The organism is Psychrobacillus sp. MER TA 171, assembly GCF_023713305.1.
GTDB lineage: Bacteria > Bacillota > Bacilli > Bacillales_A > Planococcaceae > Psychrobacillus.
The window spans coordinates 1-16,755 of record NZ_JAMAWN010000003.1; the positions used below are offsets into that span (position 1 = coordinate 1).

The window sequence follows — 16,755 nt, forward strand, 5'->3', positions numbered from 1 at the left end:
CTAATTTTTCCTCCACTTGTCTGACCCCCAGTAAACGAATATATATAGTTTACTGAAAATCTATTAGATTAGCGAAAGTGTTCAATGTTATTTAGCAGAAACTGTCCATTTTATTTTAGCGTTTACAATAGAAACTTCAAAGGGTTTTATTGTGTTCTATAAGAAGGAAAATTTGTCTTTAGAATGGAATAAATGTAGTTATGGAGGAGTGCCAAAATGAAAATTTTACGTTTTGATCAACAGGTTGGACAGAAAATCCATCATTACAATTCAAATTTCATCATGTCTAAAGTAACTAAAATAGGGAGTGAGGCCGTAATAGGCTGTATGCACTTGGAGGAGAATGGTGTTATCGGATTTCATAAGGTTGTTATGCCCCAGTTATTATTAATTGTTAATGGAGAGGGATGGGTAACTGGTAAAGAACAAACGAAGATACAAGTGAGAGCTGGAGATGCAGTTTTCTGGGAAAAGGGAGAGGGACACGAAACGATGACAGATACTTTTTTAACTGCCATAGTGATAGAGGCAAAGGAATTGAAACCAGAGGAATTTATGCCATTGAAAGAGGTATCTAATCGATGAAGTGGGATGACGCTACAAATCAAGTCAAAGAATTTACCATACAAGTAATAGACGAAATTCAAACGGTGATAAAAGAAAATAGTGTCGGTTTTTATTTACACGGATCTCTAGCCTTAGGAGGGTTCAATCCGTTAAGTAGTGACATAGATTTATTGGTAGTGACAGAAAAAGCCTTATCATTACACGAAAAATTAACATTAACCGAGGTTTTTTTAAAGTCGTCTAACAAACCTTTCCCAATAGAAATTAGTTTTATGAATAGAAGCCAGCTAGAAAAATGGGAGTATCCACCAGCCTATGATTATCATTATAGTGAGTACTGGAGAGAAAGATACGAAAAAAACAAAAAGCAATGGCTTATAGATGAGTATAGAGATGCTGATTTGGCTGCCCACATCACTATCATTAACTACAAAGGAATATGTCTTAGAGGTGAATCAATAGAGCATGTATTCCCGAATATTCCTATGACTGATTATATCGATTCAATTTTGGAAGACTATAGAGACTGTTTGAGCAACATTGAGAAAAAACCAGTTTATTGCATATTAAATATGCTAAGGGTATACCGTTATTTAAAGGATGGTACTATTTTCTCGAAAATGGAGGCTGGTAAGTGGGGATCAACATTTTTACCTGAAAAGCAAAGCCAGCTAGTGAATCTTGCGATAGATATGTATACAGGGAAGAGGTCTGATTTACAGTTTAAGAGGGAAAATTTAGTAGCATTTAAAGAGTATATAAAAGAAGAAGTAAACGATTTACTAACCTTAAGGACAGGTAGAATAGATGGAAGTTAAAGATATATATAGAACTATGTGTGGAGGATAATTTTATAGGTATTGGTTCTACTCGCAAAGTATATAAATATAATGATATAGTGATTAAAAGATTTCTACATCCAATAGGATATAAACAAGGATTAAACGAGCAATATATGTATGATTTCTTGGAGAAAGAGGGCTTAGCAGAACACGTAGCAAAGGTTACGTATTTAGATCAACAAATGCTGATACAACCTTATTTTAAACCTTTACCATTGGAAAATGGGTATTCGTATGAAATTAATCTTATCCATGATAGTCGTTTAACAGATGACCTGAAGGATGCAATTCATCTTATTGATTCAAAGTTAGATGGTTTTGATTTTTTGGATAGCGGAAATTACGGATTAGATGATAAAGGCAATCTAATATTAATTGATTATGGGATGACAAAAAAACTGTATGAAAACGAATGGGTGCCCTTGGCAGAGTCAGGTATATTACCACAAATTTTTTTAAATAAATGTATAATCTGTGGCTTGGAAAAGGAGCTGCGAATGTATGGCGATGGGGATTCAGATCATCGCTGTATTGAATGTGGAAAAGAATAATCCAGTTTATAAACCTTCTATCAAAAGCATTAATAAAAAAACGGACTATAAACAAGCTTGGATGTACCATGTTTGTTTATAGTCCGTTTATGATTATTTCAAGTCTTCAGCTGGCAATGTATTGTGTAAGGAAGGTGGAGCAGGGCTTAAGACTGGCTTTTCTCCAAATGCTTTCCCTTGGTCGTACGAGAAAGGATGTCCATCTGGAGCATTTCCTTTTAACCATGGTAATTCTGCACTGTCTTCACCTTCTGAATGGTTATATAGCGTATGAGAGAATTCGGTTGCTTCCCATTCCGGTGGAACAGTAGTTGGACAAATAACTCCGCCTTCAGTTGCTTCTAAATCTTTAATAGCTGCTAACCATTGATTTTGATGCATTGTGTCTCGAGCTAACAGGAAGGATAGCATATCCTTAACTCCCTTATCATCCGTCATGCCGTAGAGACGTGCAACTTGTAAGCGTCCTTGAGACTCGGCCATTACATTATGACGCATATCTGCTAACAAGTTACCACTTGCAACGATATAGCCTGCATTCCAAGGGACACCTACTGAGTTAACTGGCATTGCACCTAATCCTGATACAATTGCGTGCTGTGGATTCATACCCTCTACTAATACATCCTTAGGGCTCATCCCACCCATTATAGCACCAATAAGTGGATTTGCAGCGCCTTTTTCTTGCTCTGTTACTGGTGCACCTTCTAATAATCTAGCTACCATTGTAGCAATCATTTCAATATGTCCCAGCTCTTCCGTACCTGTATCCATTAGCAAATCTTTATATCTTTCATTTCCTCTAGTATTCCATCCTTGGAATAGGTATTGCATGGCAACACTCATCTCTCCAAATTGACCGCCAATAATTTCTTGTAAATGTTTTGCTAATACTGGATCTGGCTTATCCGGTACCGCATGGAAACTTAATTCTTTTTTGTTAAAAAACATAGATAAAAACCTCCTTAAGTTTTACTGATTACATTCTAAAAATTACCCACGCTAATTTAAGTGAAACTTCCTTCTACGAAAATAGTAAAAAAATACTATTTAAGAAATGCGATATTTAGTTAATGCAGCATATAACAACCGAAATTTTTAGTGGAAAATATATAGAAAATGTATTGAGAGGTTTTTTGATTGTATTATCCGGCATGATACGAGCAGGAATAAGTCCATATGATAGCATATCACCTAATATCTTTTAAAAAAGCAATTAAGGGTTTACTCAAAAAAAGGATAAAAAAATTTCTCTTTTATTTAATTCATATAAATAATTGAATTGTAATATTATTCTCTATTAAAAATTTAATCAATAATAAGATTAATAATAAGTAGAAAAGGGGAATGTATAACTAAATAGAAAGAAAAGAATAGGGGGGACTTTTTTGATATATGTAAAATTGATTGGACAAATAATCTTAATTTCTTTATTTATTTATTATGTGAGTGGCAAATTAATGGGTTCTCAAATAAACTTTATGAAAAGAGTGCTTTCTGTATTTATAAGCTTAGTATTTACGCTATTTGTTTACTGGTATGCATATTTACAGAGCGTTGATGTTTTTTCAGAGAACTTTGCTTATTCATTTATGGATGTGAGCACTATTATATGGATTGGTAGCATGCTATTAATATCCATGCTGTTATATTTGTTCTTTGAGCTATTTAGTCCAATGGATTCAGGAGAGCGAAAAGAAAGTGGAATAAAACCTAGGCCATTTCTTTTGAGGATAAGAAATCAATGGAGAGGGCAAAAAAGGATGCGACAAGTCATCCAAATTGCTGTGAAAAATGGTATTTCAAGAGCAATGAAATACTCAAGGTACAGAAATAATGATCATGAAATGGCTATTGCTTTTCGGAATACGTTGGAGCAGGCTGGTGGAATATTTATTAAATTTGGTCAGGTGCTTTCCACTCGTCGAGATTTATTTTCTCCAGTATTTATCAAAGAGTTAGAAAAGCTACAGCAAAACGTAGAACCTTTGAAGGAATCAGAGGTAAAATCTATACTTGAAAAGTCTTTGCCATATAAAATGGAGGATATGTTCTCGTATTTTGACATGATTCCAGTAGCTTCTGCATCAATTGGTCAAGTACATAAAGCAATCTTAAAAGATAATAACCAACAGGTTGTTGTTAAGCTTTTGAGACCTGATGTTAAAAGTATGATTAGGGATGATTTAAATATATTGCTAGAGTTTGTTCGATGGCTAACAGATAAATCATCTTGGGCTGCGCGACTAGGCCTTTGTGAACTAGCCTTAGGATTTGCACAAAATTTGAAGGAAGAAGTAAATTTCGAAATTGAAAAAAGAAATGTTTTACAAATTAAAAAAGCGCTAGAGGAGAGTAAATACGAAGTTAAGATTCCTCATGTTTATGCTGAGCTTAGTAATGACTGTATCATCGTTTTTGAACATGCATATGGTCAAAGTGTCGGAAATGGGGATTCTTTGTTTCAATCACTGAATATCGACCGAGAACAATTTGCTCGCACAGTTTTATATTCCTTTTTTGATCAAATATTAAAAGCAGGGATATTCCATGCCGACCCTCACCCAGGGAATATATTCATCGATAAAGCAGATGGAACGCCAATATTGCTAGATTTTGGTGCTGTTGGTAGGTTGGCAGAGCCCCAACAAGAAGGTATGAAGATATTTTTAATGGGGATTCAACATAATGATGCCGACATGCTTTATGATGCGATTACTTTACTTGTAGAAGATCACGAGCATATTGATCGGGTCAAAATGGAACAGGCGCTTTCGCAAATCCTTCTTCGCATATCGTATGTGGAACAAATACCAACAGAAGAACTAATTCAAGCCTTCTTTAAAGTTGTTAGAGATTTTGGACTATCTTTTTATCCTTCGGTTGGTATAGCTTTACGTTCTATCGTTACATTAGAGGGCACTTTACATTTAGTTCAACCAAATTTTGATATTTTTACAGAAGCTAAGGAATATTCTTCACATTACTTGAGTTCTCTCTTTAAGAAACCTTTCAGAGATCCAGGTGCTACAAAAGAGCGACTAGAGGAAGAATTCGCCTTAATGATTCCTGCTTTACGAAAAATTCCAAGACGAGTCGATAAGCTAGTTCAAAAAGTGGAAAGTGGAAAAATAATATTACACCATGATATCTTTTCCGACAAAAATAATGCTGAATTCGTAACCAATCTTTTTTCCCGTTTTATATTATTACTAGTTGGAATCACTTTTGGAATTATCTCCTCCTCACTACTAGCTATTGCTCAATTCATTGATGCTGTTTATGCAGTCTATTTAAATGCTGCTGCCTTTGTAGGATTATTTCTGTGTGCCGTGTTATTAGTGCGACTATCCATACAAGCGATTCGTTTAATGAAAAGACGTTAATTATTGACTGAAGACAAACTCCAAAAATTTTGGAGTTTGCCTACAGTCTTTTTTCTTTTAAAATAGAAGTGACGCGAGGAAGATTTGATTTCCGCTACGAACGGACGCTTTTTCGCGGGCACGGCTTAGGCCAACAGGATGTTGGTCAGGAAAACGTTGTCACACGATGTGACGTCCTTAGTTTTCCCTCCTTGAAACTCCCTCGCTGCGCTCGATTTCCAACCCTTTTGTCTACACTCTGGACTGAAGACAAACTAAAAGTTGTCTTCAGTTTTTTTTATAAAGTATAAAACCATCAATCCTTAATCTAATGGAATATTAGGCTTTACCCATAGTTTAGAATAATCCACAAAACCAAAATGCTTGATCTTAATGTTCATTAAGTCTGCAGAAAAAGGGATATGCCGTTTTGAATAGTATAAAGGACAAACTAACGAATCTTCTATTAGCATACGATCTATTTCTTTATTAAGAGCTGTCCATTCTTCAAATGGAGTAATGGCGTATTTCTTTAATTTGTTTTGGTATTTCTTTTGTCCCTTTAATACAGTGACTAATGGAGAATAGCCATTCATAAGAAAATGAAAAAATGAATAGTTTTGATTCATCTCAAAGATTTCTCCATGTATATATAAGTCAGTGTTAGGGTTTAATTCCCTATTTAATAGATTGTCTATGAAGGAGACTGTGATAACATCAACGGGAATGCCATTCTGAGTAAGTATTTCTTTTAACCAGTGTGAAGATTTGTTAGTGTATTTTACTAGTTTTAGTACAATAGGTTTCTTGAACTTCGGTCGAGGTATGTTATGTAATTCATACGGTGTACTTATTCCAATTAAGCATCCTTCTTCATTAGGTAAAAGTCTATCATCCGCCGTATGTATCTCATGCCGGTATTTTGAAATAATGTAATGAAGATAGTGTCTTTGGTCTATATCTAATTGAGGACTAATCAAAACTACCCCAAAGCCTGAGTCACTTTCGATGGGAAAATAGGTTTGCTGATTGGAGGACGTGCGATATACATTTTCGAAATCCTCTGGAACTTGAACAAACTCTATTGTATCTAAAAGAGGTCTTTCACCGTAAAAGTCTTTAAATGCGACTAATGTAGTAATGGATGGACCATTTTCCTCCACATAATAGCAGCCTGTCCCATAAACAAAGTCTAAATGCTCCTTATAAATACTGGCATTCATGCTTCCTAGAAGCTGCAAGCAGTAGCTACAACCTGCAGGATATGTAATATCAACTATCAGGGGAGTAATTGCTTCTATTTGTTTAATTGGCTCGCAGAGCAAACGAAATTGCGGATCATCTTTTAGTTTCCGAAGGCAATATACTACATCTTCTGCAGTGAGAATGGATCCGTCATGAAAAGCAATATCTTTTTTTAGGTAAAGACGAAGCTTCGAGTCTGTCATATCCCAGCTATGACAAAGCTCAGGAGATACTACTCCGTTTTCATCAACAGAAACTAGACGATTGTAGACTGTAGCAACAATATTAGCACTATGGGAGTCTGCTGCTTGCAGTGGATGAAGTGTGAGAAAAGGATTTTTCCTTGGAACAATAAGCTTATCGTTTATTTGTTGCTCAAAGCCAAGTTTGTTTTGGAATTTTTTCATTAGTCTTTGGCGACATTCTGTCGACCAGTCAAACATTAAGTATTTGCTACTTATTTCTGCACTTTCATTTTCTAAAATCTGCATGACTTGGTCCTCGAAACAAGCCTCTACATTTTTTAACCACGTTAACTGGGAGGAATTCCCTCTACCTTTACCAGAAATAAATTTTATCCATCCTTCTGAAGACCATCTTTGTAAATATCGCTTTGTTTGCTTAGTACTGAAGCCTATTATAGTTGCAATTTCTTCCTGCTTTATATTGCCAGAGGGAACAGTGTTCCAAAGGGTTAATAATGAGCGATCCATGTCATACACCTCTATAAGTGGACAACTTTTGCCTATTTGTCCATTTTTATATTAAAAAGTCTAGTTTAATATACTAAATACAGAGGAGGAGTACAACATGAAATGGAAAAACTACCCACAAAATATTAAGGTCCGATTGATTACATCTTTTTTTAATAGGGCAGTTTCATCTGCTGTTATGCCTTTTATGGCATTGTTCTTTGCTCAAGAGATGAGTAAGGTCTGGGCTGGTTTATTTTTAATAGGTACAGTATGTGTAAGTTTTTTTATCAGTCTAATTGGAGGATATATTTCTGACCGCTTACCAAGAAAGGGGTTATTAGTAATTACATCTCTCTTAAGTGGGTGTATGTTCGTTTGCATGACCCTTAGCTTGCTACCTAAATCTAATATCATTTGGATGTTTGCAATCGCTTATACGCTATATATTATTACAAGCAGTTTAGGGAGGCCTGCTATGCATGCAATCATCATCGATTCTACTTCTCCTGATAATCGAAAAGAAGTATATGCGCTGGATTACTGGCTAACTAATTTGTCAATGGCTATAGGGGCTGCATTAGGGGGATTACTATATTTAAACCATCAGATTGAATTGTTTATGTTACTCTCTTTTACCTCTTTATGCCTTCCAATCGCATATAAAATTTGGTTGGTGGATGGACATAATAAGCTTTTAGAAAAGCAGCACAAAAACGTTTTTATTGATCTCATACATAATTATAAAATTGCCTTTCAAGATAAACCTTTCGTCCAGGTAGTCGTTGGGTCCATGTTCATTTTTGCTGCCGAGTTTTCTTTAAACAGCTATATAGGTGTAAGGCTAGCGGAAACTTTTCAATCGGTCCAAATAGGAGATTTCGAGCTTGCCGGAGTTAGAATGCTAAGTTTACTTAATATAGAAAACATGCTTTTAGTCGTTTGTTTGACTTTTTTTATCAACAAAATAACGGACCGTTTCAGCAATAAGCGTGTATTGCTAGTGGGGTTAGCATTATATAGCATTGGATACATAACGATAACATCTGCCAATACATGGTATATACTTATATTCTTTAATTTAATTGCTACGGTTGGTGAGTTGATATATTCCCCTGTAAGAAATGCCGAGCAAGCAAATATGATACCCGCAGACAAAAGGGGATCTTACTCCGCATTTTCTAATTTCTCATTTAGCGGAGCAGACTTAATCGCTCGCTCCACGATTATTATCGGGGCATTTTTAGTACCGACCATGATGTCTGTATATATTGGAATTATCCTTATGATTGGGATCGGTTTATTATACACTGGTTTATTCATGAGGAAGCTAACGGTAGTTGTTTAATCTATTTTTCTCCCGTTTGAAATTTGTTTATGAGTCCTTAAAAGTATTTAAAGCGAGTAAGCGGACGTTAACTGGTCCAGTTGCTCGCTTTTTTAAATTTGAAAGCTGCTCATTTCTATATCTGGCTGACGCGTTCTGCAATGCAAGCAACTTAAAATAGTATTTTAAAAATTCGATTGTTTCTTAGAATGATATTTTATATACTGTAATTAATAATTATCAGAAAATTAAATTTAATGGAGGAGGGAATTATGCTTAGGAATATTATAAATGAATACTTGGTAGCTAAGAAAATACCTGGAGGCGTCATTCATGTTCAGCAAGGCAATGTAGTGCTATATAGGGACAGCTTTGGCTCATTTGTTACAAATACTGGTGAAGTAAAGGAAATCACTTTGGAAACTGTTTTTGATATCGCATCATTAACCAAAGTAGTTGCAACATTACCAGCCACTCTCGTTCTGCTAGATAAAAAACAGGTATCTCTAAAGGATTCTGTTCAAAAGTATATTCCACAATTCCAATATCCAAATATTAATATTGAACACCTTCTTTATCATAATAGTGGTCTACCTGCAGATTTATCCCCACCAGTAAAAAGAGGAGAGAATCGAGATGTTTTAGAGGAGATACTTAGTGTCAATCCAATTTTTGAGCCAGGAAAAACTGTAGTTTATAGCGATTTAGGAATGATTTTGTTAGGGAAAATTATTGAGGAAGTGTCGGGAGAGACTTTCGATCAATTTGTAGAGAGGGAAGTTCTCATACCAATGGGGATGAAAAATACGACATTTAATCCTAAAGAAGAGGTTAGAAGTCTTATAGCATCAACTGAATATATGAATGGGAGCTATGTCCAAGGAGTAGTACACGATGAAAAAGCATATATGTTAAATGGGGTATCAGGAAGTGCAGGATTATTCTCGTGTTTGGATGACCTTGTTCAATACGTGCATTACTGGTTACATCCATCTGATCAAACTGTATTTAATCCTGCCTGGTTACAAGACTGTCATCAAAAATTTTTTGAACACAGGGGTCTAGGCTTTGAAGTATGGAATGGTAAAGATACTGAAGTTACAATCAGTACAGACTGGTCCATTGGCTCATTTGGACATACAGGATTTACTGGAACATCTATATGGATAGATCCAAAAGAAAAACTATTTGTGGTGCTGTTAACCAATGCAATACATTACGGGAGGGATGTTCCAAAAAAAAGAGTTTAGACTGGAGATCCATGAAAGCGTTTACGAGACGTTTATAAAAAAGGAGAGTACTAATTATGAAAAGTTGGATTAAAAATGGTCTTACAATTTTTTTGATTATGTTGGTTACCTTCATTATAGGTGCTTGTTCAGATGATAAGGAAAATAGTTCGTCCACAACTGGCTCACAGGGAGATGGAGACAAAGTTGCCACATCAGGAGATAAGGAAACAGTAAACTTAACCATTGGAAGCTGGAGAACAGAGGATGTTTCGAAATATGAAAAAGTAATCGCACTTTTTAACGAAACACACCCGGAAATACAGGTAGAATTTAACCCGACTAAAAATACAGAATACAATACAGTATTAAATACTGCACTACAAGCAGGAGAGGGCCCTGACATTTTTCATTTAAGACCTTATGGTGCAGGATTAAAGCTAGTGGATGCTGGATTTGTAGAGCCGATTAGTGATTTAGAAGGGTTAGGCCAGTATTCCGATGAATTTCTAGCTGCATCTCGAGGAGCTGACGGAGAGCAATACGGGGTTCCCCTGAATATTAGCTCCACTCAATTCTTCTACAATAAAAAGATATTCGCAGACCATGGAATTGAAATCCCTACAACGTGGGATGAGTTTATAGAAGTGAATGAGAAGCTATTAGAAGCCGGAGTTACGCCTATTGCAATGGGAACTAAAGAAGGTTGGCTATTGTCGTTAACCCATGGAATAGTTGGAGCAGGGGTTGTTGATGGAAATACCTTTGCAGAAAAGCTGATCAAAGGGGAAACGGATTTTACTGATTCGGCATTTAAAGAGTCCATTCAAGTAATGAATGATTTAAAGAAATACTTCCCGAAAAACTCTGAGGGGCTAGGAATGGATGATATTCGCACGATGTTTGCTATGGAGCAGGCAGCGATGTTCCCACTTGGGAGCTGGGAAATTCCCGTAGTTAACGATTTAAACGGAGACTTAGATTATGGGTATTTCGCAATGCCGTCTAAGCAAGGAAATCAAACAGTAACTTCGTGGGTTGACGGTTCATTTGCGATAAATGCAAATTCTAAAAACAAAGAAGCAGCTAAGGTGTTTCTTCAGTTTTTAACAACAAAGGAATTTGGAGAGCTTTTTGTGAAAGAATTTAATATGATTAGTGCAATTCCTGGGATCAGTTCAGAAGATGAGCTTCTTAGTGAGCTAAGTAAAGCGGTGGAAACAAGTTCAACCCCGTATTATTGGGTTATAAATTTTACAGGTGGAGATCCTACTACAAAAACTGTCCTAGAAACAGAATTACAAGGAATGTATCTTGGCGAGGTTACACCAGAGGAAGTAGCCGATAAGGTGCAAAAAAGTGCTGAATCGTGGTTTTCCCCCTTTCAATAAATAAGTAAGGAGGCTGTGAAATATGTCAGAAGAAACAGCTCCAGTAAAGCGTTCAAAGAAGGGGAAGGGGTGGACGATCCACCTTTTCCCCGTCCCTATATTAATCATTTATGGGATGTTTGTACTCTATCCTATACTAGCAGCATTATCATATAGCTTCTTCTCCTTTAAAGGATTCACAAGAGATGCCTTTGTTGGTTTGGATAATTTTGTCACTCTCTTTACTACAGAGCCTTATGGGTCCATGTTTAGGAATGCTTTTTCCCATAATGTCCTTTACTTTTGCATACAAATGGTTGTCATGAATGGCCTTGCTTTTCTTTTAGCTTTTATAGTCTATAAAAAAGTAAAAGGTGCTGAATTTTTCAAAGTAGCTTTTTTCTTACCGCGGTTATTATCAGTTATTGTAGTTGGTTTCTTGTGGAAGCTAATCTTAAATCCTAACTTTGGTACACTCAATCTTATTTTAGGAAAGCTTGGTTTAGAAGATCTACAAAGAGCATGGTTGGGTGAGCCAGAAACAGCTCTAATTTCCATTATCCTTGTGAACTGTTGGTTCGGCTTGGGGTTTGGTGTACTAATATTTTTAGCTGGTTTCCAAAGCATTCCAGGTGAACTCATCGAAGCTGCAAGACTGGATGGAGCAAAGGGAGTTTCCATGTTACGAAAGATATACATCCCATTAATGATTCCATCTATATTGATTATGACGGTTTTGACCTTTATTCAATCGTTCGAAGCATTTGAGCTCGTTTATGCTATGCAAGGCTCGATGGGAGAACCATATTACTCAACAGATACAATGGCAGTATTTTTTTATCGACTTGCCTTTGGTAGCTCCACTGCTTCTAGCTCAACGGCAATTGGACTTGGCTCCGCACTTGCGACTGTTTTATTTTTCTTCATATTAATATGTACAATGATCTTCCTAAAGCTTATGAATAAAAAAGAAGTACAAATGTAAGAGGTGAAAAGTATGGAGAAAAATACTATTTGGACCAGGCCATTTTATTATATTGTCATGTTCGGAGTTGCTACCGTCAGCTTATATCCAATTTTTTTAATGTTTATGTCTTCTTTTAAATCTAGTTCGGAGATATTCAAGGATCCCTTAGGATTACCTACAAGCTTTAGTCTAGATACGTACAGAACGTTATTAAATAAGATTCCATTTGACCAATATTTTTATAATAGTGTCATGGTGAGCGTTACTTCTGTAGTTCTAGTCGTGTTATTTTGTTCTTTGGCTGCATTTTATATTGCTCGATTTAACTTTAGCTGGAATAGTGCCATTTTCTTTGTGTTTTTGCTAGGTATGATGATTCCGATAAAGCTTGGGATAGTTCCGTTATTTATCTTGATGCGTGATCTAGGCCTCATCAATTCTTTATGGTCTTTAATACTTATGAATATAGCTACTGGTGCCCCTATTACAATGCTTATTTTAACAGGCTTTTTCAAGACGTTACCGATGGAACTTGAGGAGGCGGCAAGGATGGATGGGGCTGGGAATCTTCGTACCCTTTGGCATGTGCTTCTTCCACTTATGCGACCTGCTATAGGAACAGTTGTCATAATAAACTTTATAGCTGCTTGGAATGACTTTTTCTTCCCGCTCATATTTATAACTGAAAAGGCAAAAATGACGATTCCTGTTGGTATGCTTTCTCTTTTTGGGGAGCATTCAGCCGACTGGGGGTCTTTGTTTGCAGGGCTAACATTAGCTTCATTGCCTATGATGGTTCTTTTTCTCCTTGCATCGAAGCAGTTTATGGAAGGGCTAACGGCAGGAGCTGTAAAATGAGGGACGTAGATTTAAAAAGGCAGGCAAGGAATGTAGAAGTAAGATGGCATGGCTTTTGGTAAAAGGGATTCTCTTTCATAATAGTGAATCTAACAATAGGAAACGTTTCCTAAAGAGTTTCATCATATTACTGAATTTCCTCGTGAGTCACATCTCTCGGGGTTTTTTGGTGATTATAGTAAAGATCGCGTCTTCATATGTAGACTAATACTTTTCTATACGTAGAAAAATTAGTCATACCGCAATCGACATGCCGAAATTCTAATAATTTTTCCTTTGTATTAACAGTGAGGGAGGTGGCGAATGTTTTCTAGAAGTTAATCGTATATATAAAGATAAGTATACGATTTTTGTAGATAAGGAAGTGTTAAAGGTGAAACTAATTTCTAAATCACCTTCCTCTAAGAATGGGAAAAATATATTTTTAATACTACTTATTTTTGCAATTGTTCTTAGCATCGTTTGGTTACTTAAAAGTAGCAACAGCACTAATGTCTCGGGAGATTTAACTGAAAGTATCCATATTGCTGCAAGTTCTCTGCTGAAGGAAGATCCCACTATTTCGGAGTTCACAATTGACAAGATTAAGCTAAGTCATAAAAACAAAGAGTCAGAAGAGGTATATATAATAACTTTCTCCATTAAACCTACAGATCCAACAAATTTTATACTGACAGGAGGAGGGGTTAAGGGCGAAAGTGGTTGGATCAATGAAAAAGTGAATTATGTAACGGTCAAGGATAACGAGACACTAGTATTCAGTACTACACCTATGGAGGGTCATTAAAATAGGAAAAGTGGGATTCTGGGGTTTAAGATTCAGACTACTAGAGTTATTGCCTCACCAGGATTATCGATGTTATTTATGTAAATTACGTTTACTTTTATGAAAGGGGGAGCTAGCCGTGAAGCTAATCTCAACTACACCATATCAAAAAATTTTAATGCTTAAATTATCTTTTTTGATTCTTTGTTTTCTTTTAGTTATGGCTGTTCCTTTTTGGTTTTTCTTTTTAAGGGGAGGTTCAGCAGAAGATGAGCTAAGAGAACGAATTACGGATACAGCAACGGAGAATTTGAAAAATGATGACATGGTAACCGAATTTACTTTAGACGATCTAGAGTTAAGCTATACAAATGAAGCTTCGGAAGACGTATATAGATTAGAATTCTCCGTTAAGAGCATAAATCCAGATAGCTTTATATTAGCTGGAAGAGGTGTAAAAGGAGAAGACGGATGGGTCCATCAGCTTGAAAATTATGTGACAGTCAGAAATGATAAAAGCTTAGTATTTAGTACCATTCCCGAAGAGCAAGACCCACACTAAATAAATATCGGAAGTTGCCACAGAAGCAGTACTAGTCCTTCTTATTACCTTCTACAGGAACAGTTTAGATGAGTAGCTAATTGAACTGTAAACTCTTATTTTCTTTTTTACAGCTGTTCATAAATTAAATTAGTAGCAGCCAGCATTAAATTTAATTGTGTATTACAAGTTAGCTGTATGTAATTATCGAGTTGAGCCTGAGAAATTAAGCTGATTACTATTTATCTCCTTCACCCATTGACTATTATTCCAAATAGTTGGGTTGTCAATCGTTTCGTTTTCTCCTCGAACCATAAAATCATAAGTATCCTTCCCACCTGTATACCAATCAACAATGACCAGCTGATCATTTTCATTACGCACTAGAAATTCAGTGGCTTCACCAAAGCTACCTTGATTATAATTGATTTCTGCAGGTAAGTGTAAATAGAGAAAACCTCCATCCTCATTGTTCGTATACTCCACTTCCCAATCTACATCACGAGTGGCAATACCCACACTTTGTACAAGGTCATCTGCAAGCTTAATCGTGAAATACAAGTCAAATTGGGATTGTATCTTCTTTTGTGTATAATGTACAAGATTTTCATTATTCATAAAAGCATTCAATTCAATATTCGTGCCATTCCATACCGCCTTATAATAGTCGGTTAGCGCTCTTGCACACATTTCATAAGCATTTTTTGCATCCTGAATAGATAGCTCTCCTTTGTTTTTTACTTCATAATGAGGAGGGCCATCTACATTCTGTTCTGAGCCGGGTGTAATTACAGAGGAAAATTCACTAAGTGTGCTTGTACTATCTGAGACTTCATGTATATCTTTTTCGTTATTATCAGTTGTTTTAACTGGATTACACCCTACTAATACAAGTCCAGTTACGATGGTTAACACTGAGAATTTCGTCATAACAACAACTCCTTTACTATTAGACGATGGTTACTTAACAAAAGTCACATATATTTTAAATTTAGGCTATGTTAAAGGGTAGGGTTGATTTATGACGCAAATAAATCTTAGGTCAGAGAGTAGAATTGATTTCCGCCTCCAGCCGGACGCTTTAAAGCGCTATCAATTTACTCGCATAAACAAAGCTGAAAAACTGTCACCAACCCCAATTTCATCATCTATTTATGTTCTTTATAGCGATTTGAAAGTTCCTTTGTTTATGTTTACAATCACTATAAAAAAAGAATTGTTAGCCAAAGTCATAATAACTTTAATAAACCTTAAATTTAATACGATTTTCATTTACCTTTAAAAAGAGGAACAATAAATTCTTTTAAGCTGATTGTACTAATAAGGTAAATAGAAACCCCCATAAAAATCCCTTGGATTCTAGTTGAGACAATCAGGTGTTCCCCAATCCAAATGAAAGAAATAAAACAAATAGAGAGAGAAAGAAAACAAATCATTAAGCCTATGATTTTCTTTTTATAAAGCAGAAAAAGTGTTGTAAGAGCAAATCCTTCTGGGATATGATGCAGGACTGTAGAAGCAGTGACGGATAAAGGGAACGAATCATTATGAAGTAACGTGCCAATGGTCAGACTTAAGGGAATCGTATGTAAAAATAGTCCAATAATCATAGGGCTTATGGTACTCGTTTCATCTTTTGCAACGTGTCGATGTGGAATTATTAAGCTATACAAGCAATAACCACAAAAGAATCCTAAAAATAACCCAAGCTTTTCAAAGGACTCGAGAGCTTCTGGAACAATTTCAAATACCAGTAAACCAATTAATAATAATCCACATAACAACCCGAATATTTTTTCATATTTTTGGTGAAGTATCCCATAAACCATATAAGCAGCTATACATCCTATCGAAAGGCTAAGAAATAAAATAAAGCCTAAAAAGAGTACTGTCATTTTTGACCTCTTTCGATTTAAAGTTTTACATTAATTTGAGTTAAATTCATAATTAAAAATGTGATATACCTTTTTACATAAACAGATATAATTTATTAAACAGTCTTGTTTTTAAATAATAAAGCTATGTTAAAGTTATTGGTTGATTTTAACTAAACATTTCTTTTATTCCGACTGTACAATTTAAATGACTATTCATAAATAATTTTTGAAGTGTGTTGAATCATTTTTACGGCTTTGTTTATACGAGTGATTTATAAATAGAACTATATAAATTAAAGCCGTTCTCCATTTATTGATTGGAGCACCAGACGGCGACTCCTACGGGATGAGTGAGACAGATAAGACATCACAACCTCGCGCGAAAGCGATGGGTGATGGCTTATCGCTCACCCCGAGGAAAGCGTCCGGCTGGTGCGAAAAATCAATTCTACTTGCCGATTTAGAACACATCATAAATCAACCCTAGCCTTTAACATAGCCAATAATTATAAGAATAGAGAAAAATGGATTCAATTATTGTTTTATTTTCAAATTATA

Annotated in this window: 15 protein-coding genes; 11 read left to right on the plus strand and 4 right to left on the minus strand. The window is 35.6% G+C overall.

Going from position 1 to position 16,755, the window contains the following annotated elements; genetic code table 11:
* The first annotated feature begins 216 nt into the window (after window positions 1-216).
* From M3627_RS03670 to M3627_RS03680, 3 genes are read left to right on the plus strand one after another with little or no spacing between them, the layout of a single operon-like run.
* Window positions 217-585 carry a cupin domain-containing protein gene (locus M3627_RS03670; RefSeq protein ID WP_251552971.1) on the plus strand — a complete coding sequence of 123 codons (369 nt, stop codon included), beginning with the start codon at window positions 217-219 and terminating at the stop codon, window positions 583-585.
* Window positions 582-1,385 (plus strand): aminoglycoside adenylyltransferase domain-containing protein, encoded by an 804-nt coding sequence (locus M3627_RS03675; RefSeq protein ID WP_251552972.1) that lies wholly within the window; start codon window positions 582-584, stop codon window positions 1,383-1,385. Before M3627_RS03670 ends, M3627_RS03675 begins: the two co-directional genes overlap by 4 nt.
* A 20-nt stretch (window positions 1,386-1,405) precedes the next feature.
* Window positions 1,406-1,960 carry a protein kinase gene (locus tag M3627_RS03680; protein WP_251552973.1) on the plus strand — a complete coding sequence of 185 codons (555 nt, stop codon included), beginning with the start codon at window positions 1,406-1,408 and terminating at the stop codon, window positions 1,958-1,960.
* Window positions 1,961-2,053: 93 nt separating this feature from the next.
* Here M3627_RS03680 and M3627_RS03685 read toward each other — a convergent pair whose 3' ends face one another.
* Window positions 2,054-2,911: a manganese catalase family protein gene (locus tag M3627_RS03685; protein ID WP_251552974.1), complete on the minus strand. Its 858-nt coding sequence runs from the start codon at window positions 2,909-2,911 to the stop codon at window positions 2,054-2,056.
* 437 nt (window positions 2,912-3,348) lie between these two features.
* On the opposite strand from M3627_RS03685, the gene M3627_RS03690 reads away from it, so the two are divergent.
* Window positions 3,349-5,346 carry an ABC1 kinase family protein gene (locus M3627_RS03690; RefSeq protein ID WP_251552975.1) on the plus strand — a complete coding sequence of 666 codons (1,998 nt, stop codon included), beginning with the start codon at window positions 3,349-3,351 and terminating at the stop codon, window positions 5,344-5,346.
* Between the two features lie 302 nt (window positions 5,347-5,648).
* On the opposite strand, the gene M3627_RS03695 is transcribed toward M3627_RS03690, so the two are convergent.
* Window positions 5,649-7,283, minus strand: a complete 1,635-nt coding sequence (locus M3627_RS03695) for an ABC transporter substrate-binding protein (protein ID WP_251552976.1) — start codon at window positions 7,281-7,283, stop codon at window positions 5,649-5,651.
* Window positions 7,284-7,380: 97 nt separating this feature from the next.
* Between M3627_RS03695 and M3627_RS03700 the strand changes: the two genes are divergently transcribed.
* The 7 genes from M3627_RS03700 to M3627_RS03730 all read left to right on the plus strand — a co-directional run bounded on the left by M3627_RS03700 (window position 7,381) and on the right by M3627_RS03730 (window position 14,341).
* Window positions 7,381-8,610 (plus strand): MDR family MFS transporter, encoded by a 1,230-nt coding sequence (locus M3627_RS03700; protein WP_251552977.1) that lies wholly within the window; start codon window positions 7,381-7,383, stop codon window positions 8,608-8,610.
* Between the two features lie 251 nt (window positions 8,611-8,861).
* On the plus strand, window positions 8,862-9,839 hold the full coding sequence (locus tag M3627_RS03705; protein ID WP_251552978.1) for a serine hydrolase domain-containing protein: 978 nt from the start codon (window positions 8,862-8,864) through the stop codon (window positions 9,837-9,839).
* 56 nt (window positions 9,840-9,895) lie between these two features.
* Entirely contained in the window at window positions 9,896-11,209 is a 1,314-nt protein-coding gene (locus M3627_RS03710; protein WP_169358186.1) for an ABC transporter substrate-binding protein, read from the plus strand.
* Window positions 11,210-11,231: 22 nt separating this feature from the next.
* Window positions 11,232-12,173 (plus strand): carbohydrate ABC transporter permease, encoded by a 942-nt coding sequence (locus M3627_RS03715; RefSeq protein WP_251552979.1) that lies wholly within the window; start codon window positions 11,232-11,234, stop codon window positions 12,171-12,173.
* A 12-nt stretch (window positions 12,174-12,185) separates the two neighbouring features.
* Window positions 12,186-13,013 carry a carbohydrate ABC transporter permease gene (locus M3627_RS03720; RefSeq protein WP_251552980.1) on the plus strand — a complete coding sequence of 276 codons (828 nt, stop codon included), beginning with the start codon at window positions 12,186-12,188 and terminating at the stop codon, window positions 13,011-13,013.
* Between the two features lie 373 nt (window positions 13,014-13,386).
* Window positions 13,387-13,800, plus strand: coding sequence for a hypothetical protein (locus M3627_RS03725; RefSeq protein WP_169358189.1), 414 nt, complete (start codon window positions 13,387-13,389; stop codon window positions 13,798-13,800).
* Window positions 13,801-13,918: 118 nt separating this feature from the next.
* A complete protein-coding gene (locus M3627_RS03730) occupies window positions 13,919-14,341 on the plus strand; it encodes a hypothetical protein (RefSeq protein ID WP_169358190.1) in 423 nt (140 codons plus the stop codon).
* Between the two features lie 183 nt (window positions 14,342-14,524).
* Here M3627_RS03730 and M3627_RS03735 read toward each other — a convergent pair whose 3' ends face one another.
* Together M3627_RS03735 and M3627_RS03740 are read right to left on the minus strand one after the other, a co-directional pair.
* Window positions 14,525-15,250 carry a hypothetical protein gene (locus tag M3627_RS03735; protein ID WP_251552981.1) on the minus strand — a complete coding sequence of 242 codons (726 nt, stop codon included), beginning with the start codon at window positions 15,248-15,250 and terminating at the stop codon, window positions 14,525-14,527.
* 338 nt (window positions 15,251-15,588) lie between these two features.
* On the minus strand, window positions 15,589-16,215 hold the full coding sequence (locus tag M3627_RS03740; protein WP_251552982.1) for a ZIP family metal transporter: 627 nt from the start codon (window positions 16,213-16,215) through the stop codon (window positions 15,589-15,591).
* Between the last annotated feature and the right edge of the window lie 540 nt (window positions 16,216-16,755).